General features: G+C 61.3%; 26 protein-coding genes. 8 read left to right on the top strand and 18 right to left on the bottom strand.

Features of this window, described 5'->3' with window-relative positions:
- The first annotated feature begins 7 nt into the window (after window positions 1-7).
- On the top strand, window positions 8-1,558 hold the full coding sequence (locus AC5SSZ_RS04100; RefSeq protein WP_274840522.1) for a Ppx/GppA family phosphatase: 1,551 nt from the start codon (window positions 8-10) through the stop codon (window positions 1,556-1,558).
- 71 nt (window positions 1,559-1,629) lie between these two features.
- Here the strand turns inward: AC5SSZ_RS04100 and AC5SSZ_RS04095 are convergent, their stop codons facing one another.
- The 4 genes from AC5SSZ_RS04095 to AC5SSZ_RS04080 all read right to left on the bottom strand — a co-directional run bounded on the left by AC5SSZ_RS04095 (window position 1,630) and on the right by AC5SSZ_RS04080 (window position 4,380).
- A complete protein-coding gene (locus AC5SSZ_RS04095) occupies window positions 1,630-2,007 on the bottom strand; it encodes a hypothetical protein (protein ID WP_274835714.1) in 378 nt (125 codons plus the stop codon).
- Window positions 2,008-2,038: 31 nt separating this feature from the next.
- Window positions 2,039-3,034: an endonuclease/exonuclease/phosphatase family protein gene (locus AC5SSZ_RS04090; protein WP_274838647.1), complete on the bottom strand. Its 996-nt coding sequence runs from the start codon at window positions 3,032-3,034 to the stop codon at window positions 2,039-2,041.
- Window positions 3,015-3,713: a molecular chaperone DjiA gene (locus AC5SSZ_RS04085; RefSeq protein WP_274828372.1), complete on the bottom strand. Its 699-nt coding sequence runs from the start codon at window positions 3,711-3,713 to the stop codon at window positions 3,015-3,017. Before AC5SSZ_RS04085 ends, AC5SSZ_RS04090 begins: the two co-directional genes overlap by 20 nt.
- Window positions 3,714-3,777: 64 nt before the next feature.
- Window positions 3,778-4,380: a VOC family protein gene (locus AC5SSZ_RS04080; RefSeq protein WP_347509919.1), complete on the bottom strand. Its 603-nt coding sequence runs from the start codon at window positions 4,378-4,380 to the stop codon at window positions 3,778-3,780.
- Between the two features lie 276 nt (window positions 4,381-4,656).
- Between AC5SSZ_RS04080 and AC5SSZ_RS04075 the strand changes: the two genes are divergently transcribed.
- The gene (locus AC5SSZ_RS04075) at window positions 4,657-5,151 is read left to right on the top strand and encodes a VOC family protein (RefSeq protein WP_495437103.1); all 495 of its coding nucleotides are present in this window, start codon (window positions 4,657-4,659) and stop codon (window positions 5,149-5,151) included.
- 91 nt (window positions 5,152-5,242) lie between these two features.
- Here AC5SSZ_RS04075 and scpA read toward each other — a convergent pair whose 3' ends face one another.
- Together scpA and AC5SSZ_RS04065 are read right to left on the bottom strand one after the other, a co-directional pair.
- On the bottom strand, window positions 5,243-7,369 hold the full coding sequence (scpA, locus tag AC5SSZ_RS04070; RefSeq protein WP_495437101.1) for a methylmalonyl-CoA mutase: 2,127 nt from the start codon (window positions 7,367-7,369) through the stop codon (window positions 5,243-5,245).
- On the bottom strand, window positions 7,335-8,267 hold the full coding sequence (locus AC5SSZ_RS04065) for a hypothetical protein (protein WP_065270748.1): 933 nt from the start codon (window positions 8,265-8,267) through the stop codon (window positions 7,335-7,337). Before AC5SSZ_RS04065 ends, scpA begins: the two co-directional genes overlap by 35 nt.
- A gap of 179 nt (window positions 8,268-8,446) precedes the next feature.
- Here AC5SSZ_RS04065 and AC5SSZ_RS04060 point away from each other — a divergent pair, with 179 nt between their 5' ends.
- Window positions 8,447-8,905 carry a DUF4174 domain-containing protein gene (locus tag AC5SSZ_RS04060; protein ID WP_495437099.1) on the top strand — a complete coding sequence of 153 codons (459 nt, stop codon included), beginning with the start codon at window positions 8,447-8,449 and terminating at the stop codon, window positions 8,903-8,905.
- A 4-nt stretch (window positions 8,906-8,909) separates the two neighbouring features.
- Here the strand turns inward: AC5SSZ_RS04060 and AC5SSZ_RS04055 are convergent, their stop codons facing one another.
- The 3 genes from AC5SSZ_RS04055 to AC5SSZ_RS04045 form a co-directional block, all read right to left on the bottom strand.
- The gene (locus AC5SSZ_RS04055; protein ID WP_065270750.1) at window positions 8,910-9,410 is read right to left on the bottom strand and encodes a hypothetical protein; all 501 of its coding nucleotides are present in this window, start codon (window positions 9,408-9,410) and stop codon (window positions 8,910-8,912) included.
- A gap of 272 nt (window positions 9,411-9,682) precedes the next feature.
- Window positions 9,683-11,728, bottom strand: a complete 2,046-nt coding sequence (locus AC5SSZ_RS04050) for an acetyl-CoA carboxylase biotin carboxylase subunit (protein ID WP_274828369.1) — start codon at window positions 11,726-11,728, stop codon at window positions 9,683-9,685.
- Window positions 11,729-11,862: 134 nt separating this feature from the next.
- The gene (locus AC5SSZ_RS04045) at window positions 11,863-12,066 is read right to left on the bottom strand and encodes a hypothetical protein (protein ID WP_065270752.1); all 204 of its coding nucleotides are present in this window, start codon (window positions 12,064-12,066) and stop codon (window positions 11,863-11,865) included.
- 92 nt (window positions 12,067-12,158) lie between these two features.
- On the opposite strand from AC5SSZ_RS04045, the gene AC5SSZ_RS04040 reads away from it, so the two are divergent.
- Entirely contained in the window at window positions 12,159-12,401 is a 243-nt protein-coding gene (locus tag AC5SSZ_RS04040) for a hypothetical protein (RefSeq protein WP_274828368.1), read from the top strand.
- Between the two features lie 164 nt (window positions 12,402-12,565).
- Here AC5SSZ_RS04040 and AC5SSZ_RS04035 read toward each other — a convergent pair whose 3' ends face one another.
- The 5 genes from AC5SSZ_RS04035 to AC5SSZ_RS04015 form a co-directional block, all read right to left on the bottom strand.
- Complete coding sequence (locus AC5SSZ_RS04035; RefSeq protein WP_274828367.1) at window positions 12,566-12,922, bottom strand: hypothetical protein; 357 nt, start codon at window positions 12,920-12,922, stop codon at window positions 12,566-12,568.
- Between the two features lie 69 nt (window positions 12,923-12,991).
- Window positions 12,992-13,132 (bottom strand): hypothetical protein, encoded by a 141-nt coding sequence (locus AC5SSZ_RS04030; protein WP_165832697.1) that lies wholly within the window; start codon window positions 13,130-13,132, stop codon window positions 12,992-12,994.
- 214 nt (window positions 13,133-13,346) lie between these two features.
- Window positions 13,347-13,751 carry a DUF6497 family protein gene (locus AC5SSZ_RS04025; RefSeq protein ID WP_342456572.1) on the bottom strand — a complete coding sequence of 135 codons (405 nt, stop codon included), beginning with the start codon at window positions 13,749-13,751 and terminating at the stop codon, window positions 13,347-13,349.
- 277 nt (window positions 13,752-14,028) lie between these two features.
- Window positions 14,029-14,379 (bottom strand): hypothetical protein, encoded by a 351-nt coding sequence (locus AC5SSZ_RS04020; RefSeq protein WP_274832506.1) that lies wholly within the window; start codon window positions 14,377-14,379, stop codon window positions 14,029-14,031.
- A gap of 7 nt (window positions 14,380-14,386) precedes the next feature.
- Window positions 14,387-15,919, bottom strand: a complete 1,533-nt coding sequence (locus AC5SSZ_RS04015; protein WP_274828364.1) for an acyl-CoA carboxylase subunit beta — start codon at window positions 15,917-15,919, stop codon at window positions 14,387-14,389.
- Window positions 15,920-16,194: 275 nt separating this feature from the next.
- On the opposite strand from AC5SSZ_RS04015, the gene AC5SSZ_RS04010 reads away from it, so the two are divergent.
- From AC5SSZ_RS04010 to AC5SSZ_RS04000, 3 genes are all read left to right on the top strand, one after another.
- Window positions 16,195-17,562 (top strand): M10 family metallopeptidase C-terminal domain-containing protein, encoded by a 1,368-nt coding sequence (locus AC5SSZ_RS04010; RefSeq protein WP_495437091.1) that lies wholly within the window; start codon window positions 16,195-16,197, stop codon window positions 17,560-17,562.
- Between the two features lie 124 nt (window positions 17,563-17,686).
- Window positions 17,687-18,889, top strand: coding sequence for a multidrug effflux MFS transporter (locus AC5SSZ_RS04005; protein WP_495437089.1), 1,203 nt, complete (start codon window positions 17,687-17,689; stop codon window positions 18,887-18,889).
- Between the two features lie 65 nt (window positions 18,890-18,954).
- Complete coding sequence (locus tag AC5SSZ_RS04000; RefSeq protein WP_065270760.1) at window positions 18,955-20,343, top strand: helix-turn-helix domain-containing protein; 1,389 nt, start codon at window positions 18,955-18,957, stop codon at window positions 20,341-20,343.
- Between the two features lie 55 nt (window positions 20,344-20,398).
- Here AC5SSZ_RS04000 and AC5SSZ_RS03995 read toward each other — a convergent pair whose 3' ends face one another.
- From AC5SSZ_RS03995 to betC, 4 genes are all read right to left on the bottom strand, one after another.
- The gene (locus AC5SSZ_RS03995; protein ID WP_274828360.1) at window positions 20,399-20,641 is read right to left on the bottom strand and encodes an HP1242/YdcH family protein; all 243 of its coding nucleotides are present in this window, start codon (window positions 20,639-20,641) and stop codon (window positions 20,399-20,401) included.
- A 194-nt stretch (window positions 20,642-20,835) separates the two neighbouring features.
- Window positions 20,836-22,491, bottom strand: coding sequence for a choline dehydrogenase (gene betA, locus AC5SSZ_RS03990; protein WP_065270762.1), 1,656 nt, complete (start codon window positions 22,489-22,491; stop codon window positions 20,836-20,838).
- A gap of 109 nt (window positions 22,492-22,600) precedes the next feature.
- The gene (gene betB, locus AC5SSZ_RS03985) at window positions 22,601-24,058 is read right to left on the bottom strand and encodes a betaine-aldehyde dehydrogenase (RefSeq protein ID WP_495437086.1); all 1,458 of its coding nucleotides are present in this window, start codon (window positions 24,056-24,058) and stop codon (window positions 22,601-22,603) included.
- A gap of 30 nt (window positions 24,059-24,088) precedes the next feature.
- Complete coding sequence (gene betC / locus AC5SSZ_RS03980; RefSeq protein WP_495437084.1) at window positions 24,089-25,597, bottom strand: choline-sulfatase; 1,509 nt, start codon at window positions 25,595-25,597, stop codon at window positions 24,089-24,091.
- 219 nt (window positions 25,598-25,816) lie between these two features.
- Here betC and betI point away from each other — a divergent pair, with 219 nt between their 5' ends.
- Window positions 25,817-26,392, top strand: a complete 576-nt coding sequence (gene betI / locus AC5SSZ_RS03975) for a choline-binding transcriptional repressor BetI (RefSeq protein WP_065270764.1) — start codon at window positions 25,817-25,819, stop codon at window positions 26,390-26,392.
- The last annotated feature ends 9 nt before the right edge of the window (window positions 26,393-26,401 follow it).

Raw genomic sequence — 26,401 nt, 5'->3', positions numbered from 1 at the left:
GACACCCGTGACCGAGGATCCTGCCACCCCCGACGCCACCGCCGACTGGGGCCCCTTTGGCCGCCCGCTGTTCGATGATCCCGATTCAAGGGCGCTGTCCCGGGTCGGGGTGGTGGATGTTGGATCAAACTCCGTGCGTCTGGTCGTCTTTGACGGCGCCGCCCGCAGCCCGGCCTATTTCTACAACGAGAAGATCATGTGCGCCCTGGGGGCTGGCCTCTCGGAAACCGGGCGCCTGAACCCCGAGGGACGCAAACGCGCGCTGGCCGCGCTGCGCCGGTTCCAACACCTTGCCGATGGGATGGGGTTGCCCCCCCTGTCGGTGGTCGCCACAGCTGCCGTGCGCGATGCCGAGGATGGCCCGGAGTTCTGCGCCGATGTGCTTCGCGAAACCGGGCTAAAGATCTGGGTGATCGACGGTCAGGAAGAAGCGCGCCTGTCCGCACAGGGCGTGTTGTTGGGCTGGCCCGGCTCTTATGGTCTGGTCTGCGATATCGGCGGCTCCTCTATGGAGTTGGCGGAAATCCACGACGGCGAGGTCGGCAAACGCGTCACCTCCTCCCTTGGTCCGCTGAAACTGCGGGACATCAAGGGCGGGCGCCGGGGGCGCAAGGCTCATATCGCCGAGGTCATGGCGGAACTGCGCGAGGAAATGGGCAAGCAGACCGACCGTCTGTTCCTGGTAGGCGGCAGCTGGCGCGCCATCGCCCGCATCGACATGGCCCGGCGCGGGTATCCGCTGAAGGTTCTGCACGAATACCGGATGAGCGCCAAGGACGTGCGCGCCACCCTGAAATATATCGAGAAACGCGACATCGAAGAGTTGCGCGCCGAAACCGGCATCTCCAACGCGCGGATGTCCTTGGTGCCCTATGCGATCGACGTGCTGTCCCGACTGGTCAAGACCTTCAAGCCCAAGGATATCGCCGTATCAAGCTATGGCATCCGCGAAGGGCTGCTCTACGAACAGATGCCTCAGCGCCTGCGCGAACGCGATCCGCTGGTCGAAGCCAGCCGTTTTGCCGAGGCCAAGGACGCCCGCATTCCCGGCTTCGGCAAGACGCTCTATGATTTTGTCATCCCGCTGTTCAGCAATGGGCCGCACACCAAGAAACGCCTGATCAAGGCTGCCAGCCTGCTGCATGATGTCAGCTGGCGCGCCCACCCGGATTACCGCGCCGAGGTCTGTTTCGACAATGCCACCCGCGCCAACCTCGGCGGGCTGAAACATTCCGAACGTGTCTTCCTGGGGCTGGCGCTGCTGCATCGCTACCGCAACAAACGACAAGGCACCGCCTTTGAGTATCTTTACGATCTTCTGGATGAAAAAGGGCAGAAAGAGGCGGAAATCCTGGGCAAGGCGATGCGGTTTGGTGCCATGCTGATGGTCAGCGAAAACGGCGACATCGGCAAGCTGAAATGGCAACCGCGCAAGAAGCACCTTACGCTGGAACTGCCGAAAGCCTCCGAAGCCCTTTATGGTGAGGTCGCCGAGGCCCGCCTGAAATCGCTCTGCGACACGCTGGAGGCAGAGCTGACCGTCAAAATTGTTGGCTAACCCGGTCGGCTGCGTAGACCGATTGGGTCAACGGATGACAAAGGGGCGCGTCACCCTACGGCTTGCGCCCCTTAGAGATCGGTAACGCCGTTCTCCGGGACTTCGTCCTTCTCTTCAGGAGAGGGCGCCTCTGGCTTTTTCCGGATGATGATATCGCCATTGGGCAGGATTTCCGGCAGCTCGTAGCTGCTCCAGTCCTCGACCTCGGCCGCAATGGCTGCCAGCGCCGGTCCCATCTCGGACAGAAATTCCCGCATGGAGGGGCCGATTTCTGCGGCCAACCCTTCCAGATCTTCCAGCGCGGGGGCCATTTCCTTGCGCAGCCCTTCCCAGAACAGCTCAGCGCCCTTTTCCATCAAACCCTTACCATTCTCCTCGCTCTCCTGCGCCGCCACAGGGGCGGACAGGCACAGCAGGCAGGCGGCACTTACATGTAAAAACCGTTTCATGGGTCCAATATAAGCTTCCTATGCGATGATTTTAAGTCAGATCGATATCGAGGCTGACAGGGAAATGATCCGAGGCCATGAGCAGCGCCTCCCGCAGGACCTCATCGGCATAGCAATCAGCGTCCTCGAACGGGTGCCAGATCCGCCAGCGAGGATTATAGGCCGTCAGGCTTTGTGAAATCATCACATAGTCAAGGCACGCCCGGAAGAACCGTTTCTTTTCCTCATCATAAAACCGCGCGGTGCTGGGCACGATGCCTGGCCGGGGCTTTTTCAGGCTTTCGGCATGGGGGTCGGTCAGATCCTGCCCCATGATAATCTCAACCGAGGATTGCCCGAATAGGCGCTCGTATTCATCCAGACCCGGACCATCGTTCAGATCGCCCATCAGGATCAGATCATCCCCTGCCGCGATATGATCGGCAATGCGCCGGTGCAGCCAGATCGCCTGTGCCAACTGCGTGCGCCGGTTCTCAATGGCGCGCTGGATGATGGCGTCATGTCCCTTCACCCCATAGGGCGCCTTGGATTTCAGGTGCGCGCCGATCATCCGCAGGGTCTTCCCCCCGGCTGTCGTGACGTTCAGCTCCAGCGGCGGCTTTGAAAACCGCACATGTTCCGGGATGGAATCGGTGTCGAGGTCCAGCTCGAAACGGGTATCGAAACGCGGCGCTTCCTTGCTGCTCCGGGCATCGTGTTCGGCGCTCAGCACCGCAGGGTCATACATCAGGGCGATTTCCTGATGGGTATCGGTGGCAAAGCCGCTGATCACCTCATTGGCGCGCAGCCCCGCCTCGGCGGCAAAAGCGCCAAGAGCGCGCACGGTCCGCTGCCGCCGCCCGGTATTGGGCGCCTCGATCACCATCACCGCGTCGGCATCAAGCGTCTGGAAAACATGCGCCAGCGATACCCCTTGGGTGTAGCGATCCACCCCGTGCCGCCCCGAGGGTTTATTGTCCAGAATAAGCTGGTCATTCTTGTCGAAGAGGTGTGAAAACCACTCGATATTATAGGTGACCAGCCGCATGTGCCCCGCATCCGTTGATCTCGTCCCAGGCACGGTTGATGTCGATCATCCGCTTTTCCGCCAGACGCACCGCCTCTTCGGGGACTCCCCGAGCCAGCATCGCATCGGGATGGGTTTCCCGCACCAGTTTGCGCCAATGCTTGCGGATTTCATCAATCGGCATATCCGCCGACACCCCCAGCACCGTATAGGGATCCTTTGGCGCATCGGTCACAAACCGCGCGCGCAGGGCGGTGAACTGTTGCGGAGTCTGACCGAAGATACGGCTAACCTCTTCCAGAAACTCATTCTCGCCGGGATGATAGAACCCATCTGCCAGCGCGATGTGAAACAGCCCTTCCATCAGATCGCAAAGGGTCGCCGGATCATTGGCAAACATGCGCTGGATACGCGCCGCATAGTCCTGATAGCCCGCCACATCGGTGCGCGCCATGTTGAAGACCCGCGCCGCGCCTGCCTCGTCATCGCGGGCGATCTGGAACACCTCGCGAAAGGCAGTCACCTCATCCCGGGTGACCTGCCCGTCCGCCTTGGCCATCTTGGCCCCCAGCGCGATCACCGCGATGGCAAAACCCACGGTACGTTCAGGTGGCGCCCGCAGGCGGTCAAAAACATCCGCCAGGCTTTCACCCTTGGCCAGCGCGCCCAGCGCATCAGATATGCGGCTCCAAAGAGACATAAGAAAAGCCTAATGCGGTTTGCGCGACCTGTCAGGACCACAGGCACCGGAAACAGATGATTTTTTAACGCAGCAGACGAATACCGTGCGGCGTGTCGAATTCTGCCTCCATGGCAGCAGGTCCGGTTTCAAACACCAACCGACCGTCGTTGAGCGGCAAAAGCGCTTCAAGATCGGCCGCATCGGGATGCGCGATCACAAGGCGCCGCAACGCGCAGCCCTGCTGCTCCAGCCGGGGCGCGGGATGGGCGCTGTGCCATTCGATGAGCGCCGGAAACAGATTGTCAAAAGGCAGCTTGCCATCGGCGGGCACTGCCATATCCCAGACCAGATCGCCTCGGGTCAGCGGCACCGGGATCCCGGCCCCATCCGGCATCCGCTCCAGCAATTCCGGCAGGCCGGTAGCCCGGCAGATCCAGTTGGTCAGGCGCGGCGCCCCGGTGAAACTGTCCAGATCGAACCAGCGCGGGCTGCGTTCCGGCGTTGCCTCGGGATCAATGGCGATGGCCTCCAGATAAAGCCCGTCCGCCAGCCCCAAAAGCCGGTTGTGCGTGCCGAATACCGGGTGCTGCCCGCCTGTCTGAAGCGGCACGCCAAGCGCGGCTTCGACATGGGCCGTGGCCTCCGCAAGCGTTTCACCGGCGACGGCAATGTGATCCAGTTCCATGGCTAAGCCCCTGTTGCGACTGATTTGTGTCGTTGTCTTTCGCGCGGACCCTAGCAAATTCACAGCGGAAGGAAACCCGCCACCTGAGCCGAAGGGCGCATAGCAACATCGCGGGTCTGACTGGGGGGCCGATTCAGCTTGATCTAAAGTCAACTTGAGAAATTAGGCTTGGAATCATCAGGCGCCCTGCTCGGCCTCGCGCCGCGTAGAAACGCGCGCATCACGACACACAGCACAGACCCGCGGGGTCACGCCCCGCCGGAACCGGAGAAGATCATGCACGACCAACTGCCGCCAGAACAATGGGCCGCTCAACATATCCTTGGCATCTATGAAACCCACCTGCCGGTGCGGGATCTGGACCAGTCGCTGGCGTTTTATTGCGGCCAGTTGGGGTTGCCGCTGGCCCGGCGGCTGCCGGAGCGCAATGTCGCGTTTCTCTGGGCCGGACCAAAAGAAACCGGGATGCTGGGGCTTTGGGGCGCGGGCAGCGCGCCGCTGAGCATGCAGCTGCATTTTGCCTTTCGCGCCACAAAAGAGGCAGTACTTCAGTCCTTTGAGCGCCTGCCCACCCAGGGTATCACACCGCTTGGATTTAATGGCGCACCGGCGGATGAGCCTGTGGTTCTGGGCTGGATGCCTGCTGTCTCTGTCTATTTCAAGGATCCGGACGGCCATTCCATCGAGATGTTGCATATGCTGGATGAGGCGCCAGATGCGGATTTTGGCGTGGGCGGTTATTCAGTATGGGAGAACCGGACGCACCGCTGATCCTGACGAGGGGAAGGCGACTGAAACAGAAAACCCGGCGCCACGGGGCACCGGGTGTCTCTTTTTCAGGCCAACGCGCTGACCGCAAGGATCAGCTGCGCGCCTCGCGGATCAGTTTCAGGATATCCTGCGCCGCCTCGGGGATATTGGTACCGGGGCCGAAGATCGCCTTGACGCCATTGTCATAGAGGAACTGATAGTCCTGCTGCGGAATAACACCGCCGCAGATCACGATGATATCCTCTGCGCCTTGCTCTTTCAGCGCCTGAACCAGCTGCGGCGCCAGCGTCTTGTGACCTGCGGCCTGGCTGGAGATCCCGACCACATGCACATCGTTGTCGATAGCATCCTGTGCGGCCTCATCCGGGGTCTGGAACAGCGGGCCTACGTCGACGTCAAAACCGATATCAGCAAAGGCGGTCGCGATCACCTTGGCGCCGCGGTCGTGACCGTCCTGCCCCATTTTCACCACCAGAAGACGCGGACGGCGTCCTTCATCTGCAGCGAATTCATCGATCGATTTCTGGATCGCGGCAAAACCTTCGTCGCCTTCGTACGCGGCGCCATACACACCGGCCAGGGTTTTCACCTCGGCGCTGTGACGGCCGAATTCCTTTTCCATCGCCATGCTGATCTCTCCGACCGAAGCCCGGGCGCGGGCAGCTTCGACTGCGGCGGCCAGAAGGTTGCCACCTTCCTTGGCCACGCGGGTGACTTCATCCAAGGCAGCCGTGCAGGCCGCGTCGTCGCGGCTGGCGCGGATCTGGTCGAGCCGGGCGATCTGGCTTTCGCGGACCTTGACGTTATCCACGTCCAGAATGTCGATCGGGTCTTCTTTTTCCTTGCGGTACTTGTTGACGCCGACGATCACCTCTTCGCCACGGTCGATCATCGCCTGGCGACGGGCAGCGCTTTCTTCGATGCGCAGCTTGGGCATGCCAGAGGCGACCGCCTTGGTCATGCCGCCCATCTCCTCGACCTCTTCCATCAGGGCCCAGGCCTTGTCGATCAGCTCATTCGTCAGGCTTTCCACGTAGTAGGAACCGGCCAGCGGGTCGACCACATTGGTGACGCCGGTTTCTTCCTGCAGCACCAGTTGGGTATTCCGCGCGATACGAGCCGAGAAATCCGTCGGCAGGGCAATCGCTTCGTCCAGCGCGTTGGTATGCAGCGACTGGGTGCCGCCCAGAACCGCAGACATCGCTTCATAGGCGGTGCGGATCACGTTGTTATAGGGATCCTGCTCTTGCAAGCTGACGCCCGAGGTCTGGCAGTGGGTGCGCAGCATCTTGGAACGATCGTTCTTCGCGCCAAAGTCGGTCATCACCCGGTGCCACAGGGTACGCGCGGCCCGCAGTTTAGAGATCTCCATGAAGAAGTTCATGCCGATGGCAAAGAAGAAGGACAGACGGCCTGCGAACTTGTCCACGTCCATCCCGGCCTCAATCGCCGCGCGCACGTATTCACGCCCATCAGCCAGCGTATAGGCCAGTTCCTGCACCAGGTTCGCGCCGGCTTCCTGCATGTGGTAGCCCGAGATCGAGATGGAGTTGAATTTCGGCATCTCGTTCGATGTGTATTCGATGATGTCCGAAATGATCCGCATCGAGGGTTCGGGCGGATAGATATAGGTGTTGCGCACCATGAACTCTTTCAGAATGTCGTTCTGAATGGTGCCCGCCAGCAGGCTCTTGTCGTGCCCCTGCTCTTCGCCTGCGACGATGAAGTTCGCCAGGATCGGGATCACCGCGCCGTTCATGGTCATTGACACCGAGACCTTGTCGAGCGGGATACCGTCAAAGAGGATTTTCATGTCCTCGACACTGTCGATGGCAACGCCGGCCTTGCCGACATCGCCCACCACGCGGGGGTGGTCGCTGTCATAACCGCGGTGGGTGGCCAGGTCGAAGGCAACCGAAACGCCCTGCTGACCGGCGGCCAGGTTGCGGCGGTAGAATGCGTTACTTTCTTCGGCGGTAGAGAATCCGGCGTATTGCCGGATGGTCCAGGGGCGGCCTGCGTACATGGTCGCCTTCACGCCGCGCGTGAACGGGCCGAACCCTGGAAGCGTGCCCATATGGGGCAGCGCCTTGGTGTCTTCCTCGGTGTAAAGCGGCTTGACGTCGATCCCTTCGAGCGTCTGCCAGGTCAGGTCCTCAAGCGGGCGGCCACGCAGCTCTTTTTCAGCCAGAGCCCGCCAATCGTCTGTCTTCGTCATGGGGTCTTCCTCTCGTCAAGTCGGTACGGAGCGGGTTTTGTCCCGCCACCTGTTTTTCCGGGTCATACATTATACGGGCCAGGCCATCGGCGCCCGAGGCCAGCCACATGAGATCATCAGCGTAACGCTCGCGCAGCACCGCGCTTTGCACCTCGTCCAGGGGGCGCCAGCGACCCTCTCCTTCGGGCAGGCTCCGGGCGGCCGAGGTTGGGATCATGCCGCGCAGCTCTTCCAGTCGCGGGGACGCTGCATGGCGCATGCGGGCGTTTTCGCGCGGCGCCTTGCACCCGGTCAGCAGCTCCAGCTGCAACTCGGGGCGGCCCCCAAAGGTTTCAAAAGGCAACACCCGGATTTCAGTATCCGGCATGCTACAGGCCATGTCGGTCAGCACATCCCGCCAGCTGCGGGTGCTTTCCAGCAGCCGGTTCAACTGCCCTGTCGCTGGCACCCGATGCCCGCGCGCCACCGCATAGGTCAGCGCTGAGGTCCAGTAAGCTTCGAGGCTGCGCAGGTTCACCGCCAGCACCGACACCCTGCCATCAAAGGCTTCGTTGAAGCGCGCCAGACGCTCTCCGATCCCGCAGTAGAGCCCGGCAAGTCGCAGGTTTTCCCGCACGCTGCCGATCATGTTCTCGTCGCTGATCAGCAACTGCTCGGTACCCGCATCGCGGCTCTGGTCCAGACGCATCCGAAGCCGCCCACGCGCCCGTTTAGACGCCGCCGCAGCGCTGCCCACGGACGGGGTTGGTTGAATGCCGTGAAACAGCCCGTCCCGGGTCAGATCCGGGCCCCAGACCTCCAGCCGCTGTTCGGCCAGCGTGGCGGCATTGAACCGCAGATAATCCTGAAACGAGGTGGTGGCGCACCGATGAGCACCGACATGAACAATTACTTGCATCGCTTTTCCAGTCCTTTGGACGGGGTCCGTTTTTGCGGACCATCAGAGGGAGACGGACGGATCATGCCCTCTTCACCCTCTCAAAGCGGTTAATGTCCTCTGAATTTTTTTCGGCTCGGACACATTCGGCCATCGCATTCGCACCGGCGCGGCATATATTGACAGCAACAGGAGAGATCATGAAACCAATCCTAGCCCTTGTTCTGACAGCTTTTCTTCCCTGCGCCACCATTGCAGCCGGTGCCAGCGCCGAGGAAGCAACCACCGCCGATACCACAGGGTGGATCGAACCAGAGTACAAAGGCGATCTGAGCGATTTCCTGTGGCACAAACGGCCCGTTGTGGTCTTTGCCGACAGCCCCGAGGATCCGCGATTCCACGACCAGATGGAACGGCTGGCAAAACGTGCGGCGGATTTGCTGGACCGGGACGTGATTGTTCTGACCGACACCGATCCAAGCGCGCGGTCCGACCTGCGCAAGAAACTGCGCCCGCGCGGCTTTATGCTGGTGTTGGTGGGCAAAGACGGCGGTGTGAAACTGCGAAAACCGCATCCCTGGACAGTGCGGGAGCTGACCCGGACCATCGACAAATTCCCATCGCGCCTGCGCGAGGTCGAAGAACGCCGCGGCAGCTGAGGCGTCAGCCGCTGCCGCGCACGTAGATCAGCGCCCCGGCCTGCCGGTCGAGCACGATCATCGCATCGCCATCCGGCACGAAAATCAGCTGCGAAGTCGGGTTCATGATGGCCTGATAGTAGACGCCTTTGACCAGTTCGGTCATGCAGTGTGCCCCAGCCAAACCGGAGTTCAGCACGCTGATCCCCTGCGGCAGATCGCGAGACATGATTTCCTCGGTCAGCGCGTTGGGTGTTTTGCCCCGAACATCGAAATAGACCGGTTTGCCTGCCGAGAGCATATTCATGCCCGTCGCCATCGACCGTGCCCGGGACACCAACGAGCTGATGCGCGGGCTTTCGATGTAGAAGACCGCCGCAGTGCAACTGCTGGAGGATTCGAAGAAATAGGTCTCGCCCAGCTTGACCCAAGGCGCGATCTGCGCCCGCACTTCCTCTTCCTTGTCCAGCGCACAGGCCGCCAGCACCAAAAGGCCCGACAGCAGACTGACAGCAATGCGGATCATGTGGCGCCTCCGGAAACCCTTGATACCTCTCGCGTGCGGGCTGGACGCGGCACGAAACCACCCCCACCATGCAGGAGCGGTCGCGGGCCCATCGCCCCGTCCGGATTAATCTGCCAGTAAATTCTGAAGAATTCGTGCATGGGTTGTCAGACCCACCGCAATAACGGGCAGCCCCGGAGCCAAGGCGATGCCCCGTCCGGCCTCGCAGGCGGACTCGCGCGGCAGATCGCCCCGCAAACCCTCCGGCAAGTATGGCTGCCCCCTGCTGCACCTTATTCGAACTCCATGATGACATCGTCCACGGCGAGGCTGTCACCGGCGCTTGCGTTGACCTTGGACACAATCCCCTTGCGTTCGGCGCGCAGGATGTTTTCCATTTTCATCGCTTCAACGGTGCAAAGCGGCTGGCCTTCCTGCACTTCCTGACCAACCTCGACATCGACCTTCACGATCAGGCCAGGCATCGGGCAGAGCAGCATCTTGGAGGTGTCCGGCGGCAGCTTCTCGGGCATCAGGCGCGCGAGTTCCGCCTGACGCGGCGTGCGCACGTGCACCTTCAGATCGGCGCCGCGGCTGCGGATGCGGAAGCCGCCAGAGATCTTGCCAACCTTCAGAACCAGCCCGCTGTCATCCGTCGAAACCCGCGCCAGCTGATCACCCGGCGTCCAGTCCGAAGCCACCCGGACCGTTTCCCCGTCGGCAAAGCGCACGGTGGAGCCGGAGGGATCTGCCTCGATTGTCACATCGAAGGACTGGCCCTGAAGGGTCACAACCCAATCGGTTCCCACCTTGCGTTCGTGGTTGTCCATACGGCCCGACACACGAGTGCGGCGGATTTCGGCGACGCGGTGCATGGCTGCGGTGGCAGCTGCGATGCGGCGCAGCTCTGCCTCGGGCAGTTCGACGCCTTCAAACCCGTCCGGGTACTCTTCGGCGATAAAGGCGGTGGTCATATCACCGCTAACGAATTTCGGATGATCCATCACAGCCGACAAGAACGGCAGGTTGTGACCGATGCCCTCAACCTCGAACCCGTCCAGCGCATCACGCATGGCGGCAATCGCTGCCTCACGGGTCGGAGCCCAGGTGCAAAGCTTGGCGATCATCGGATCGTAATACATCGAGATCTCGCCGCCCTCGTAGACGCCGGTGTCATTGCGCACTGCGACGGGGCCTTCGGGCGCTTCGCCCTGCCATTTGCCGTTTTCCAGCAGCGGGCCAGAGGCTTGCTCTGCCGGGGGACGATAACGGGTCAGACGACCGATGGAGGGCAGGAAGTTGCGATAGGGATCTTCGGCGTAAAGGCGGTTTTCAATCGCCCAGCCGGTCAGTTTCACATCATCCTGAGTAATGCTCAGCGGCTCACCACCGGCGACACGGATCATCTGCTCGACCAGATCGACACCGGTGATCAGCTCGGTCACAGGGTGTTCCACCTGCAGGCGGGTGTTCATTTCCAGGAAGTAGAAGTTCTTGTCGCCATCAACGATGAATTCCACCGTACCGGCAGAGGCATAACCCACGGCCTTGGCCAGGGCGACGGCCTGCTCACCCATCGCCTTGCGGGTGGCTTCATCAAGGAAAGGCGACGGCGCTTCTTCGACGACTTTCTGGTTGCGGCGCTGGATCGAGCATTCGCGCTCGCCGAGGTAGATGCCGTTGCCGTGGGTGTCGCAAAGTACCTGAATTTCGATGTGGCGCGGCTGTGTGACGAATTTCTCGATAAAGATCCGGTCATCGCCAAAAGAGTTCGCCGCCTCGTTCTTGGAGGACTGGAAGCCTTCGCGGGCCTCTTCGTCGTTCCAGGCGATCCGCATGCCTTTGCCGCCGCCGCCGGCAGAGGCCTTGATCATCACCGGGTAGCCGATCTCGTTCGAGATCTTCACCGCCTCATCGGCGTCCTCGATGAGGCCCATGTAGCCGGGAACCGTGCTGACGTTTGCCTCCTGAGCAATCTTCTTGGAGGTGATCTTGTCACCCATGCTTTCGATGGCGCCCACCGGAGGGCCGACAAAGGCCACGCCCTCGGCGGCCAGCGCCTCGGCGAATTTGGAGTTTTCAGACAGGAAGCCATAACCCGGATGCACCGCTTGGGCGCCGCTCTGGCGGATGGCCTCCATGACCTTGTCGATCACGATATAGGACTGGTTCGCGGGCGGCGGGCCGATGTGCACGGCCTCATCCGCCATCTGAACATGCAGCGCCTGCTTGTCCGCATCAGAATAGATGGCAACGGTCTTGATGCCCATTTTACGCGCGGTCTTGATGACGCGGCAGGCGATCTCGCCCCGGTTGGCGATCAGGATCTTATCAAACATTGGCAGTCCCTTGTTCTCTCTTGAGCCGGAATGCAGAACGCCGCCCCCGGGACGCACCCGGGCGCGGCATCTGCGCGGTGGTTGAACCGGCCTCAAGGGGCCGGAATGTCAGGGCAAGGGCCGCGGCAATGCGATCAGCATTTGCCAGGGTTTTCCTTGCAGTAGATGAGATTTGCAGCTGTGCCGACAGCGGCGCCGGTGACCGGGTTGCCGTCGAGCAAAAGCGAGCCGAGCGCGCCTGCGCTGGCGCCATAGACGACCTGCTCGCCGGTTGACTGCCCACAGGCCGCCAATCCGCCGCACAGGGCCAGGAGCGAGAGTATCCGTGTTGCCTGCATTGCCGTTTTCCTTTTCTGACCGAATTTATCTGGCCAGAAAAGATTGCAGGACGCCCAACGAGCCGCAACGCGCGGGGCCTCTGGGTGCCGGAATGAGCGATGGACCGCCCGCTTTCCCGCAGCCTGTGGCGGGGTTCCGCGCACTGGATGCACTCAAGGAACAGGCAAATGTTGCGCCGCAAAAAAAGAGGCAGGCCGCGGATGGGGGCGCGGTCCTGCCCATCCAAGTCAAGGGACTGGAACAGATGCGTGACAGCGCGAGCATTCCGTACTGTCACATCCAGAATGCAGCTATTGGCAGGGGTGGAAAGCCCGGTGTTCTGCAACGCCACTGACTGCGCAGCTTCCCGCTGAAAGGCGCGCCCCATGTGCGAATTCACGCCGACGCAGCGCACAGAATCCCGGCATTGGCCGCCAAACAGGCGGGCGGACGGACCACCAGTCACCGGGGCTGCAGCGCAGTTGCGCAGCGCCGTGATATGGTAGCCCGCCAGAGCCATCAGTCTGCGGTCCCGTCAAAGGCTTCAGGGAAGGACAAACGCGCGACATCCACGTCGATAACGAGCAGCGCCTCGTAATCTTCGGGATCAAAGGGATCTTCGGCGGCCACGACTTCGCGCCCGAACAGCCAGCTCAGCCGCCCGGCATCAAGGTTGCCCCGTTCGAAAGGCTGGTCGCCAAAATTCTCCCACAGCGCCCGCATAAAGGCCGCGTCGGCCCTGCGGTCCGGCGGACGCCGGTCGCGGAACCGCTCACGCTGAGTGATCGGCGTGACCCCTTTGGGGTTTGGACGACGAATGGTGAACTGGAAATCGGTACCCGGAAGACGGCCGGGAAACCCGCGGTGTTTCAGCATGGTGATGCCTCCAGTCCGGCACCCCGCGCGGCGACTGGGGCCGGCCACAGGGCCGGACCCCTGACGATGTTACTTGTATTTGCCGGTGTAGGTCGGTTCGACCGAGATGGGCTCGGGCTCCACCACGACAAATTCTTCTTCTTTTGAGCCGCATGCAGCGACGGTCGCCAGCAAACCAGCCAGCGTGAAAAGCTTGATGCTCTTGGACATTTCTGTCTCCTGATTATTGTCCTGAAACCCGCCGAGGGAAGTACCTCTGCAGGGTTCGACCTCAATATGCGGACGGCATTTGCGCCGCCCAGCTGCATCATAGCCGAATGACAGGTCTTTTCACATCGAAAACACGCGGAGCGGTAGCTTTGTGATCGCAAAGCCGCAGGCAAAGGTGCACTACAGTCGAGGGTCGCAAGATCTTGTAGATACATCAGAAACCCTCCCAGATGCAGGTGTCGCCACTCGGACGATAGGCTTCGAAATACTGGGTGGCGGCGGGATCCTGCACACCAAAGGGCACAGCGCGATCGGCAAATGAGATGACGATACGTTCCGGCTGCAGCGCGTGTTCCTGCATATAGGAGAGCGCCAGTTCCTGGCACAGGTGATCCATATCGGCCATCGCCTGATCATGGGTGGCTGTGCCGCCATTGCGGGAAATCTGCGGCGCCACGAAACGCAAGCGCAGCCACAGTGCACCAGGATCACGATCCAGCAGCACTTCAGACAGGGTGACCGGCTGACCAGAAGGTACGGAAATGGGCGCCACTCCGGCCTCACCTGCCGAAGCGGCAGACGCTGCGATCATATTCAGGAAACCAGAAACGACGGCCACAAAATATCCGCAGCCCCGACCCCAAAAACGATGGGCTCCTCCTGCCGGGGCTGCAGGCGCTGCGCACGCGGCGCGCGCTGTCCTTATGCCGATGAGGCGGATCATGGAGCCGATTCGCCCTCTGTGTCAAACGTTGTTACAAATTTGTGCAAAATGATTTGCCCAAGCGGCATTCTTTGGCGCCGCACAAATCTCGCACACGCATATGCAGAGTTGTGGGTTATTGCCTCTCCCACGGCTCGGGAAGGGCCACCGAAAAGGGCGCACATCAGGAAAGTCACAGATCCGCCCCCTGCCCGCGCGCCGCATGGCGCAGCCAGCGCCCGCGGTTTGCCGGTTTTTCCAGCACAGCTTCAATCCGCTCGGCCAGCACCGGAGACACCAACCCCAAGACGCGACCGCCAGCCGTCACCCTGACGCCCTCGGCGGTCTGCGCCACCCGAACCACCGGAGAGAACCCCCGCACGTCCTGCAACGCCCGCCACATATCCTGCCGGATCTGATGCGCCAGCCGCAACGGATCCGCCTTGGGCAGATCCGCGGCCACCGCCACATCGAACCGAGGCGGGCGCTGCCGACAGAGTGTCAGAGCCCCCTCCTCGCGCAGGATATGCCACGAACGCGCCATCAGCAGATCACAACGGGATGTTGTCGTGTTTCTTCCACGGATTCTCGAGCTTCTTGTTACGAAGGCTCGCGAAGGCCCGGCTGACCCGCTTGCGGGTGGATTGCGGCATGATCACCTCGTCGATGAAGCCGCGCTCGGCCGCGACAAAGGGGTTGGCGAAGCGGTCTTCGTAATCCTTGGTGTGGGCCGCGATCTTGTCGGCATCGCCCAGATCGGCGCGGTGAATGATTTCGGTCGCGCCCTTGGCGCCCATCACCGCAATTTCAGCTGTCGGCCATGCGTAGTTGAAATCGCCGCGCAGGTGCTTGGAGGCCATCACGTCATAGGCACCGCCATAGGCCTTGCGGGTGATGACGGTCACTTTTGGAACCGTGGCTTCGCCATAGGCAAACAGCAGCTTGGCACCGTGTTTGATGACACCGCCATATTCCTGCGTGGTGCCCGGCAGGAAGCCCGGCACGTCGACCAGCGTCAGGATCGGGATTTCGAAACAATCGCAGAAGCGCACAAAACGCGCTGCCTTGCGGCTGGAGTCGATGTCGAGGCAACCGGCCAGAACCATAGGCTGGTTGGCGACAACACCCACGGTCTGCCCTTCGAGGCGAATAAACCCTGTGATGATGTTCTTGGCGAAATCTTCCTGGATCTCGTAGAAATCACCTTCGTCCGCGACCTTGGTGATGAGCTCCTTCATGTCGTAAGGCGTGTTCGGGTTTTCCGGGATCAGGGTATCGAGACTCTCCTCGATGCGACCCGGCTCATCAAAGAAGGGGCGCACCGGCGGCTTTTCGCGGTTGTTGAGCGGCAGGAAATCGACCAGGCGGCGCACTTCGGCCAGTGCTTCGACATCGTTTTCAAAGGCGCCATCGGCAACCGAGGATTTCTTGGTGTGGGTCGAGGCACCGCCCAGCTCCTCGGCGGTGACGACCTCATTGGTAACGGTTTTCACCACGTCGGGGCCGGTCACGAACATGTAGGAGCTGTCTTTGACCATGAAGATGAAGTCGGTCATGGCAGGCGAATAGACCGCGCCGCCCGCGCAGGGGCCCATGATAACCGAGATCTGCGGCACCACGCCCGAAGCCATGATATTGCGCTGGAATACCTCGGCATAACCGGCGAGCGAGGCAACGCCTTCCTGAATGCGGGCCCCGCCCGAGTCGTTGATGCCGATCACCGGCGCGCCGTTTTGCACGGCCATGTCCATGATCTTGCAGATTTTCTGCGCGTGGGTTTCGCTGAGCGAGCCGCCAAAGACGGTAAAGTCCTGGCTGAACACATAAACCATGCGGCCGTTGATGGTGCCCCAGCCGGTGACGACACCGTCGCCAGCAGGCTTTTGTTTTTCCATACCAAAATCGGTGCAGCGATGCGCGACGAACATGTCGAATTCTTCAAAGCTGCCTTCGTCCAGCAACAGATCAATCCGTTCGCGCGCTGTCAGCTTGCCGCGTCCATGCTGCGCATCGATCCGCTTTTGCCCACCGCCCAGCCGCGCGGTGTCGCGGCGCTCTTCCAGCTCGGAAAGGATATCTTTCATGGCACAGGTCCCCTATAGATTTCCGGGCGACCATAGCCCGGGGGCAGTCTGGGCCAAAGCCCTTTGTCGCAAATTTGCAAATCGTTTGCATACGCCATAAGCAAATTTGCATATTTAGCAAAATCCTCGGCATTTTCCGGCTGCAAACCGCCGGTCTTGGCGCACCGCGCGCTAGCGCCTCTTTCCTCAACCCCGACCCGGCAGTAAGCTTCTGATCAGTAACCGTCGATCCCGGTAAACCGTCGATCCCGGTAACCAGTGAGGAGAATGATCAGATGCTGAGCCAAGCGGAAATCATCAAGGCCCTGCAATTCGCCCGCTTTTACGACAGCGATCCATTGAACTCGACTGGCGCTCCGCGGCTCGAGATCACCTATCAATATGCCGGTACGCAGCAGCCGGGTGACCTCCCCACAGACACCACCTACAGCGGCTGGCGGGATTTCACGACCGCCGAGAAGGCCAATTTCGAGACCGCGCTGGCGCATATCGAGAGTTTTCTGAACGTCGAATTTACCGAGGTCAGCGGTGAGGACGATCCGGATATCAACGTCGGCGCAGTCACCCTGTCCGGCAACACCTCGGGCTATGGCGGTTACGGTGTCAGCTATTATGACACCACCATTACCGAATGGGACGGCTTCGTAGTCTTTGACGAGAGCCGCGATCTGTCCTCGGCCGATGCAATGAATCTGCTGCTACACGAACTGGGCCACGCGATGGGCCTGCGGCACACATTCGACCCGGACACCAACCTGCCGGAGGAATACGACAGCAACCTTTATTCCATCATGTCCTACACTACCAACCCGATCAACGGCCAGGACAGCGATGCGATGATGCTGTTCGACGTCCTGGCGCTGCAGGACATCTGGGGCTCAGCCGACTACAACACCGGCGACACCCGCTACACCGGATCGCGCACCAATACCGTTGATGCGATCTGGGACAGCGGCGGAGAGGACACCCTTGATGCGAATGGCCGGGCGGATGGCGTTGTCTTTGACTTGCGCGCGGGCAGCTTCTCCAGCTTTGATGCCGAAAGCGACGTGGTGATCACCTTTGGCAGCGAGATCGAGAACGCCACCGGCGGGCTTGGCGATGACCGCATTACTGGCAATGGCGGCAACAACACCCTTCTGGGCGGCGGCGGCAAGGACACGATCTTTGGCCAAAGAGGCAACGACCAGCTCGAAGGCGGCGCCAGCCGGGATCGCCTGTTTGGCCAGGGTGGGCGCGATGATCTGGAAGGCAACGCCGGACGGGACGTTCTTCGCGGCGGCAACAGCATGGATTTCCTGAGCGGAGGCGGACACCGGGACCGGCTGTTCGGCGGCAATGGCAATGATACGCTGAAAGGCAACGGCGGCAACGACATCCTGAACGGTCAGTCCGGCAATGACAGGCTGCTCGGCGGTCGCGGGGATGACAAGTTCGTGTTCAACAACAGCTTCGGCAACGACACGATCAGAGATTTTGCCGATGATTTGGATAGCCTTGAGATCACTGGCCACGGCGATCAGGCCACCCTCCTTGCCGCGGCAAGTGACACGGAAAAAGGCGTTTTGTTCGACTTTGGCGCCGACACCCTGTTGGTCAAGGGCATTACGCTGGCCGATATTAGCGACGACATTCTGATCTGACGGCATCGCCATTCGGCGCGGGAGCACATTGATGGCCCCGCCCGCGCACAGGGGGTGTGTAATATCACCAATAGACAATTTGTCGCTGCTGCACTAACCCCTTAGCATGACAACTAATCCGCGCATGAACACCTCTCCCCGGGCGCCCCGAACGGCGCCCCATATCGGTACGCTCATCCTTCTGGCCGGCATCTCTGCCCTCGCAATGAATGTCTTTCTGCCTTCCCTGCCGGGCATGGCAGTATATTTTGAGGTCGACTACCGGCTGATGCAGCTCTCCGTCGCGCTTTATCTGGCGGTGAACGCGGTCGTGCAGATTCTGGTTGGCCCGATTTCGGACAAGATGGGCCGCAGGCCTGTGATTCTTGCCAGTATTATCCTGTTCCTGCTGGCCACACTCGGCTGCATCTTTGCCCCGAATGCGGAAATTTTTCTGTTCTTCCGAATGGCACAGGCTGCGATTGCCGCCACCATGGTGCTGAGCCGTGCCGCGGTGCGCGACATCTACGACACCGACAAGGCTGCCAGCATGATCGGCTATGTCACTATGGGCATGGCTGTGGTCCCGATGATCAGCCCCGCGATCGGCGGGATTCTGGACCAGATATTTGGCTGGCAGGCCAACTTCTGGCTGCTGGTGGTGCTGGCACTGGGCACCTACGCGCTGACCTATTTCGATTTCGGGGAAACCGCGCAGAAAAGCGGCAAAACCCTGCTTGCGCAGTTCAAGGAATACCCCGAACTGTTCCGCTCGCCCCGCTTCTGGGGTTATTCGCTGGCCTCTGGACTGGCCTCCGGCGCCTTCTTTGCCTACCTCGGCGGCGCGCCCTTTGTCGGCACACAGGTCTATGGCCTTGACCCGGCGACGCTCGGCATCTGTTTTGCCGCGCCCGCAGTCGGGTACTTCCTAGGGAACTTTGTTTCCGGGCGCTTTTCCATGGCCTTCGGCGTCAACCGTATGGTGCTTTGGGGCTGTGTCATCAACGGGGTCGGCGTTGCTATCTCTCTGGGGATCGCTCTGGCCGGGCTGGACAGTCTTTATACCTTCTTCGGCTTCATGACTTGCGTCGGCCTCGGCAATGGTATGGCGATCCCGAATGCCACTGCGGGCGCGATTTCCGTGCGCCCGCACCTGGCCGGGTCTGCCTCGGGCCTTAGCGGCGCCATCATGATTGGCGGCGGTGCAGGCCTGAGCGCGATGGCGGGCTGGGTTCTGGTACCCGGCGCCACAGCCGTGCCGCTTCTGGCCATCATGTTTGTCACAGCCGTGCTGGGACTTCTTGCCATCATCCTTGTGATCCAGCGGGAAAAATCTCTGCAGCTCTAGCGCCTTGCCCCATTGGGTTTGCAATTATACACTGAACGTGGATATGATTTGCAAAGGTAGACCCGATGGCCACCCAAAAGCTTTATGCCGGAGCCAAGCTGCGCGAAATGCGGACCCGGCTTGAGCTGACGCAAAAGGATTTTGCCGCCAAGCTGGGTGTCTCCCTGCCCTATCTCAACCAGATGGAGAACAACAACCGTCCGGTGTCGACCACCGTGGTGCTGGCTCTGGCGCAGGAATTCGGCATGGATGTCACCGAGCTGAGCACCGGTGACAGCGAGCGCCTGGTCAGCGACATGCGCGAGGCGATGGCGGACCCGGTCTTTGCCGATGACCCGCCGCCTTTGGCCGATCTGCGCCTGACCGCATCGAACGCACCGGCGCTGGCGCGTGCCTTCCTGACGCTGCACCGGGCCTACCGGCAGACCCACGAACGGCTTGCCTCTCTTGATGAAGCGCTGGGGCGCGAGGATGCCCGTATACAGGCCAGCCCCTGGGAGGAAGTGCGCGATTTCTTCCATTATTGCGACAACTACATCGACGCGGTGGACCGGGCCGCAGAACGCTTTGCCGGCGCGGCAGACGTGCGCGCTGCGGCTCTGTCTGCGCTGGAAAACGCCGGGATCACGGTTCAGATGACGGATATGACCGGGCTGCGCAGCTACGACGCCGAGAGCCGCACCTTAAGGCTCTCAAACCGCAGCGCCCCCTCTACTCAGGTATTTCAGCTGCTGCTGCAGGTGGCGCTGCTCAGCCAGGACAGCCTGCTGGAGGCGACGCTGGATTTTGCCCGCTTCCAGACCAGCGAAGCCCGCGCCATCGCCAAGATCGGCCTCGCCAATTATTTCGCGGGCGCTGCCCTGATGCCCTATGGCCGGTTCCTCGCCGCTGCGCAGGAGACCCGCCACGATCTGGAGCGGCTGGCCACCCATTTTGGCGCCTCGATCGAACAGGTCGCGCACCGGCTATCGACCCTGCAACGGCCAGGCGCAAAGGGGATTCCCTTTTTCTTTGTCCGAGTGGATCAGGCCGGCACCATCACCAAACGCCATTCTGCGACAAGGCTGCAATTTGCCCGCTTTGGCGGTGCCTGCCCGCTGTGGAACGTGCACCGGGCTTTTGAAACGCCGGGCCGGTTCCTGCGCCAACTGGCCGAAACCCCGGATGGGGTGCGCTACCTGTCGCTGGCCCATGACGTATCCAAACCGGGGGGCTCCTTCGGCTCTCCGGTACGGCGCTATGCCATCTCCCTGGGCTGCGAGGTGCGCCATGCCGATGCGCTGATCTATGCCGATACGCTGGATGTGAACAACGCCTCGGCCTATGAGCCGATCGGCATTTCCTGCCGCATCTGCGAACGCAAGGACTGCCATCAACGGTCTGTTCCACCGCTGGAGCGCCGTCTTAGCATCAATGCCGATGCGCGTGGCGTACTGCCCTACGAGGTCAGCTGACACAAAATGGGGCCCGCATTGCGGACCCCGGAACTTTTTACCAACGCTCTGCGCTTCAGGCCTTTTCGGACAGAAGGCTCCAGATTTCGTCCTTGAGTGCGGCACGTTTCTTGCGCATCTCAACCTCGGCCAGCTCCTCGACCGGCTCCACATTGGTTTCGGCACGGTGTACGGCGCGGTTCACCTCGTGATACTCATCCGCAAGCTTGGCGAAATGAGCATCGGATTGTTTCAACTGGCTGATCAACTCCGCCTTGTCGGGGAATTCCTGGGCCAGTTCATGCGGCGTGTTGGACATCTGTTCGCTCCTTTATCTGTATTGTTTGACAGGACATTAGATGCTGGTTTGAAGCCTCACTTTGACCGGGATCAAATCAAAGGCCCGCAAGCAACATTTCTGCTGCGCTTGAAACAGGGGCGCATCAGATCCAACAGAAAACCGCCCCGCTGCATGGTGCAGGGGGCGGCCTTATCAAACAGTAATTGAGGGGCTTACCTCTGTGCGGCTTGCCAGCCCGGATGGAACCAGGGTTCGGCATTTGAAGACGGCAGGCGACGTCCCAGAATGTGATCTGCGGCCTTTTCGCCGGTCATGATCGACGGGCCATTGAGGTTGCCATTGGTAATGCGCGGGAAGATCGAGCTGTCCGCCACCCGCAGGCCATCGACGCCGATGACGCGGCATTCGGGATCCACAACCGCCATCGGATCATCCTCTGCTCCCATCTTGCAAGTGCCACAGGGGTGATAGGCGCTTTCGGCATGCTCGCGGATGAAACTGTCGATCTCATCGTCACTCTGCAGTTCATTGCCGGGCTGGATCTCATGCTTGACGAAAGGTTTGAAGGCATCCTGCGAAAAGATCTCCCGCGTCAGGCGGATGCATTTGCGAAAATCCTCCCAATCCTGCTCGGTGCTCATGTAGTTGAACAGGATCTTCGGCGCAGCCTTGGGATCGGAGGACCGCAGGCTGACATTCCCGCGCGAGGGTGAGCGCATGGGGCCGACATGGGCCTGGAACCCGTGTCCTTCGGCGGCCGCCTGTCCATCATAGCGCACCGCCATCGGCAGGAAATGGTACTGGATATCCGGATACTCCACCCCCTTGTCCGAGCGGATGAAGGCCGCGCTTTCGAATTGGTTGGAGGCGCCCAGACCCGTTTTGGTGAACAGCCACTGCGCCCCGACCAGCCCTTTGCCCAGAAGGTTCCAGTATTTGTAAAGGGTAATCGGCTGGCTGCAGGCCATCTGCATGTAGACCTCAAGGTGGTCCTGAAGGTTCTGCCCCACGCCCGGACGATCCGCCACCACGTCAATCCCGTGTTCGGCCAGATGGGCCGCCGGTCCGATGCCGGACAGCATCAGCAGTTTCGGCGAGTTCAGCGAGGACGCCGAGACGATCACTTCCCGGTTTGCCCGGATCACCTCGACCTTGCCGCCACGCTCCACCTCGACCCCGGTGGCACGCCCCTCTTCGATCACGATACGGCGCGCCAGGGCGCGGATGACATCGCAGGTGTCGCGCTTCAGGGCCGGACGCAGATAGGCATTGGCCGCTGACCACCGCCGTCCCTTCCAGACAGTCATCTCCATCGGGCCAAAGCCTTCCTGCTGCTGGCCGTTATAGTCGCCTGTCACCGGATAACCGGCCTGCCGCCCGGCCTCGACAAAGGCATCGTGCAGCGGATTGTCGCGCGGGCCGCGGCTGATGTGCAGCGGACCATCGGTGCCGCGCCAGTCAGGATCGCCGCCGTGGCCCCCATCGTGCCAGGTTTCCATCCGTTTGAAATAGGGCAGCACATCCGCATAGGACCAACCCCGGGCGCCGCTTTCGGCCCAGTGGTTGTAGTCGCCGGCATGGCCGCGCACATAGACCATCCCGTTGATCGAGGAAGAGCCTCCGATCACCTTGCCACGCGGGCAGACCAATTCGCGCCCGCCCAGATGCTGCTCCGGTTCGGATTTATAACCCCAGTCATAAAGCGACATGTTCATCGGATAGGACAGCGCCGCGGGCATCTGGATAAAGGGCCCCATATCGGTGCCCCCGTGCTCGATCACCAGTACCCGGTGCCCGGCCTCGCTCAGCCGGTAGGCCAGCGCACAACCAGCAGATCCGGCGCCCACAATCACATAATCAGCGTTCATCGCATTTCTCCGTCACCGGTCAACGACCCGTCCAAACCTGGCCTGCCCCCTGCCCCGGTTGCCCTTCCGGGCGACGGGGCGGGTGGGTGGGCGTTGACCGGAAGGGCAATCAGAAGGCCGCTTCGACATCGCCCATGCGCACATAGACGGATTTGACCTGGCTGAAGTGTTTGATGGCTTCCTTGGAGTTCTCGCGCCCCACACCGCTGGCCTTGACCCCGCCAAAGGGCGCCTCGACCGGCGCGTCGTTGTAGGAGTTGATAAAGCAGCTGCCCGCCTCCAGCGCCCCGATCACCCGGTGAGCCCGAGTGAAGTCACGAGTAAAGACACCTGCGGAGAGGCCGAATTCCGTGGCATTGGCGCGTTCGATCACCTCTTCCTCGGTTTCGAAATCCAGAACCGACATCACCGGACCAAAGATCTCCTCGCGCGCGATCACCATATCGTCCGTCACGTCAGCAAAGACGGTCGGCGCAATGAAATAGCCGGGTCGGTCCACACGTTCGCCGCCGCAGATCAGGCGCGCGCCCTCGGCCTTACCCTTTTCGATATAACCCAGAACGATCTCCATCTGCCGTTCTGACACCATGGGGCCAAAGTTGACCGCCTCGTCCTGCGGATCTCCCAGAACCGCGCCTTTGGTCCGCTCGGCCAACCGCGCGAGGAACTTCTCCTTGATACCCTTTTGCACAAAGACCCGGGTGCCGTTCGAGCAAACCTGCCCGGAAGAATAGAAGTTGCCGTTGATCGCACCGCCAACCGCGTTTTCAATATCGGCATCGTCAAAAATGACCAGAGGCGACTTGCCGCCCAGCTCCATGGTGACGTGCTTCATGTCGGCTGCGGCGGCAGCGTAGACCTTTTTGCCAGTCGGTACCGATCCGGTCAGCGACACCTTGTCGACGCGCGGGTCGGCAACCAAGGCGCCGCCAACTTCGCCCATGCCCTGAACCACGTTGAACACACCTGCAGGCAGGCCCGCCTCGTGCAGGATCTCGGCAACCTTCAGGGCGCAGAGCGTCGTCGTCTCGGAGGGTTTGAACACCATGGCATTGCCACAGGCCAGCGCCGGCGCCGCCTTCCAGCAGGCGATCTGAGTGGGATAATTCCAGGCGCCGATCCCGACGCACAGCCCCAGGGGTTCGCGCACGGTATAGACCCAGTCCTCGCCCAGCGGGATATGCTCGCCAGTGAGGCTGGCGGCTAGACCGCCGAAATACTCCAGCGCATCGGCGCCAGAGGTCGCATCCGCCACCAGCGTTTCCTGCAAGGGCTTACCGGTGTCATAGGTTTCCAGCACCGAAAGCTCGTGATTGCGTTCGCGCATGATGTCGGCGGCGCGGCGCAGGATACGGCCGCGCTCGGTACCCGTCATCTTCGCCCAGGCCTTTTGCGCCGCCTGAGCCGAGGCGAGCGCCTCTTCGATGATCTCGGACGTCGCGGCATGCACGGTGGCGATCTCTTCGCCGGTGGCCGCATAGATCACCGGAATGGCGGTCCCAGCGGTGTTTTCGACGTAGGCGCCATTGATGAAATGGCTGGCCTTCGGGGCTGCGGGATGGGTCATGATATAGGCCTGTCCAGTCTTGAAATTGGGTTATTCGCCGCGCGGGAAGCGGGCGTTTTCCTCAACCACATTGAGATCCATGTGGTTGCGCATGTAACGTTCCGAAGCCTTTTGCAGCGGCTGGTAGTCCCAGGGGTAATAGCCGCCCTGGCGCAGCGCTTCGTAGACGATCCAGCGGCGCGCCTGGCTGGCGCGCACCTCGGCGTCGAACTGTTCCAGGTTCCAGCGCGCTTCGGATTTTGCCCGCAGGGTTTGCAGGGTGCCCGCATGGTCGGGGTGATCCGCCAGATTGGTCAGTTCCTTCGGGTCGGCCTCCAGATCAAACAGCTGATCAGGGTCGAGCGCGCAGCGGTTGTACTTCCACTTGCCATAGCGCAGCGACACCAGCGGCGCATAGGACGCCTCGGCTGCGTATTCGATGGTCACCGGTGCGCTGCGTTCTTCGCCCTTGGCCAGCGGCACAAGGTTCTCGCCGTCGGTCCAGGGAGCGATCTCCTCCATCGATACCCCGGCCAGAACACCCAGCGTCGGGGTGACATCCAGCGTCGATACCGGCGCATCAATACGCCCAGAGGGCAGATCCGGGGCCGAGATCATCAGCGGCACGCGCGAAGAGCCTTCAAAGAAGCTCATCTTGAACCACAGGCCACGCTCTCCCAGCATGTCGCCGTGATCGGAAACGAACAGGATGATCGCCTCCTGACGGGTGGTTTCCAGCACCTCAAGGATCTCACCGATCTTGTCATCCAGATATGAGATATTGGCGAAATAGGCACGGCGCGAGCGGCGGATGTCTTCTTCGGTGATGTCGAAGCTGCGCCAGTCGTTGGCGTCAAAGATGCGCTTGGAATGGGCGTCGTGGTCCTCATACTTCATCGCCGGGACCTCGGGCAGCAGATGCTCGCAATCCTCGTAAAGATCCCAGTATTTCTTGCGCGCGACATAGGGGTCGTGCGGATGGGTAAAGGACACGGTCATCGCCCAGGGCCGGTCATCCTTGCCCCGCGCCAGATCGTAAAGCTTGGCCTTGGCGTGATAGGCGACTTCGTCGTCGTATTCCATCTGGTTGGAGATTTCCGCGACGCCTGCCCCAGTCACCGAGCCCATATTGTGATACCACCAGTCGATCCGCTCGCCCGGCTTGCGGTAATCCGGAGTCCAGCCGAAATCGGCCGGGTAGATATCCGTGGTCAGGCGCTCCTCGAACCCGTGCAGCTGGTCAGGGCCGACAAAATGCATCTTACCGGAAAGGCAGGTATAATAGCCGGCACGGCGCAGGTGGTGCGCGTAGGTCGGGATATCGCTGCGGAATTCGGCGGCGTTGTCATAAACGCCAGTGCGCGAGGGCAATTGCCCGGACATAAAGCTGGCCCGCCCCGGTGCACAAAGCGGCGAAGCGGTATAGGCATTGGCAAAACGCGTCGAGCGCGCCGCCAGTTTCTTCAGGTTGGGCGCATGCAGCCAGTCCACCGGACCATCCGGAAACAACGTCCCGTTCAACTGGTCCACCATCAGGATCAGAATATTGGGTGCAGTCATGCGCCTCTCCTGTTTCATTTTGTGCTGAGCTCCGGCCAATCCGGAAAACGGCAGCTGTTGCTGCGGGTCCTGCCACGCGCGATCTGCACGGCACCCCGGTTCTGTTCTGCCCTACCACGACTTGCCGGTAAGCCAAACAGTTTTTTGTACCGCCATACAAGTTATTGAAGCCACATAACATCGCTTGTATCCGGCGCGCATGTAACGCAAAACTGCGGTATGGGACGAAAACGCATCCGAGATATCCGCAACGAAGAGCTGATCGAAGCCACCATCGTTGCCGTGCACAAGCGCGGTTACGGTGTTGTGACCATGGCCGAAATCGCCGCTGAAGCCGGAGCCTCGGCGGCGTCGATCAACTATTACTTCGGCTCCAAGGAAGGGCTGATGGAAGCCACGATGCGGCATCTGTTGCGCAAGCTGCGGACCGCCATGGTCGAAGGCTACGCCACCGCGCGCACGCCGAAAGAACGACTATACGCGGTGATGGATGCGAACTTTTCCGACAATCTGTTCACCGTGACGCAATGCAGCCTGTGGATGCAGTTCTGGGCCAATGCGCCCTACTCGCCGCGTCTGTCGCGGCTGCACCGCATCAACAGGACCCGGGTGCGCAGCCATTTCCTGGCCGAGCTGAGGCATCTTCTGCCCGAGGCAGAGATTGAGACCGCGCGGCAGGCCCTGCAGTGCTATATGGACGGTGTCTGGCTGCAGACCGCGCAGTCCGAAGGCCCGGTCGATCCCGAAGCCGCACGGCGCGCGGCGCACCGTGTCGTGGATCTGGCCCTGTCATAAGACCGGCCC

This window comes from Phaeobacter sp. CC-HEC084 (assembly GCF_059429255.1).
This window is presented reverse-complemented; position numbering and strand designations above follow the sequence as displayed.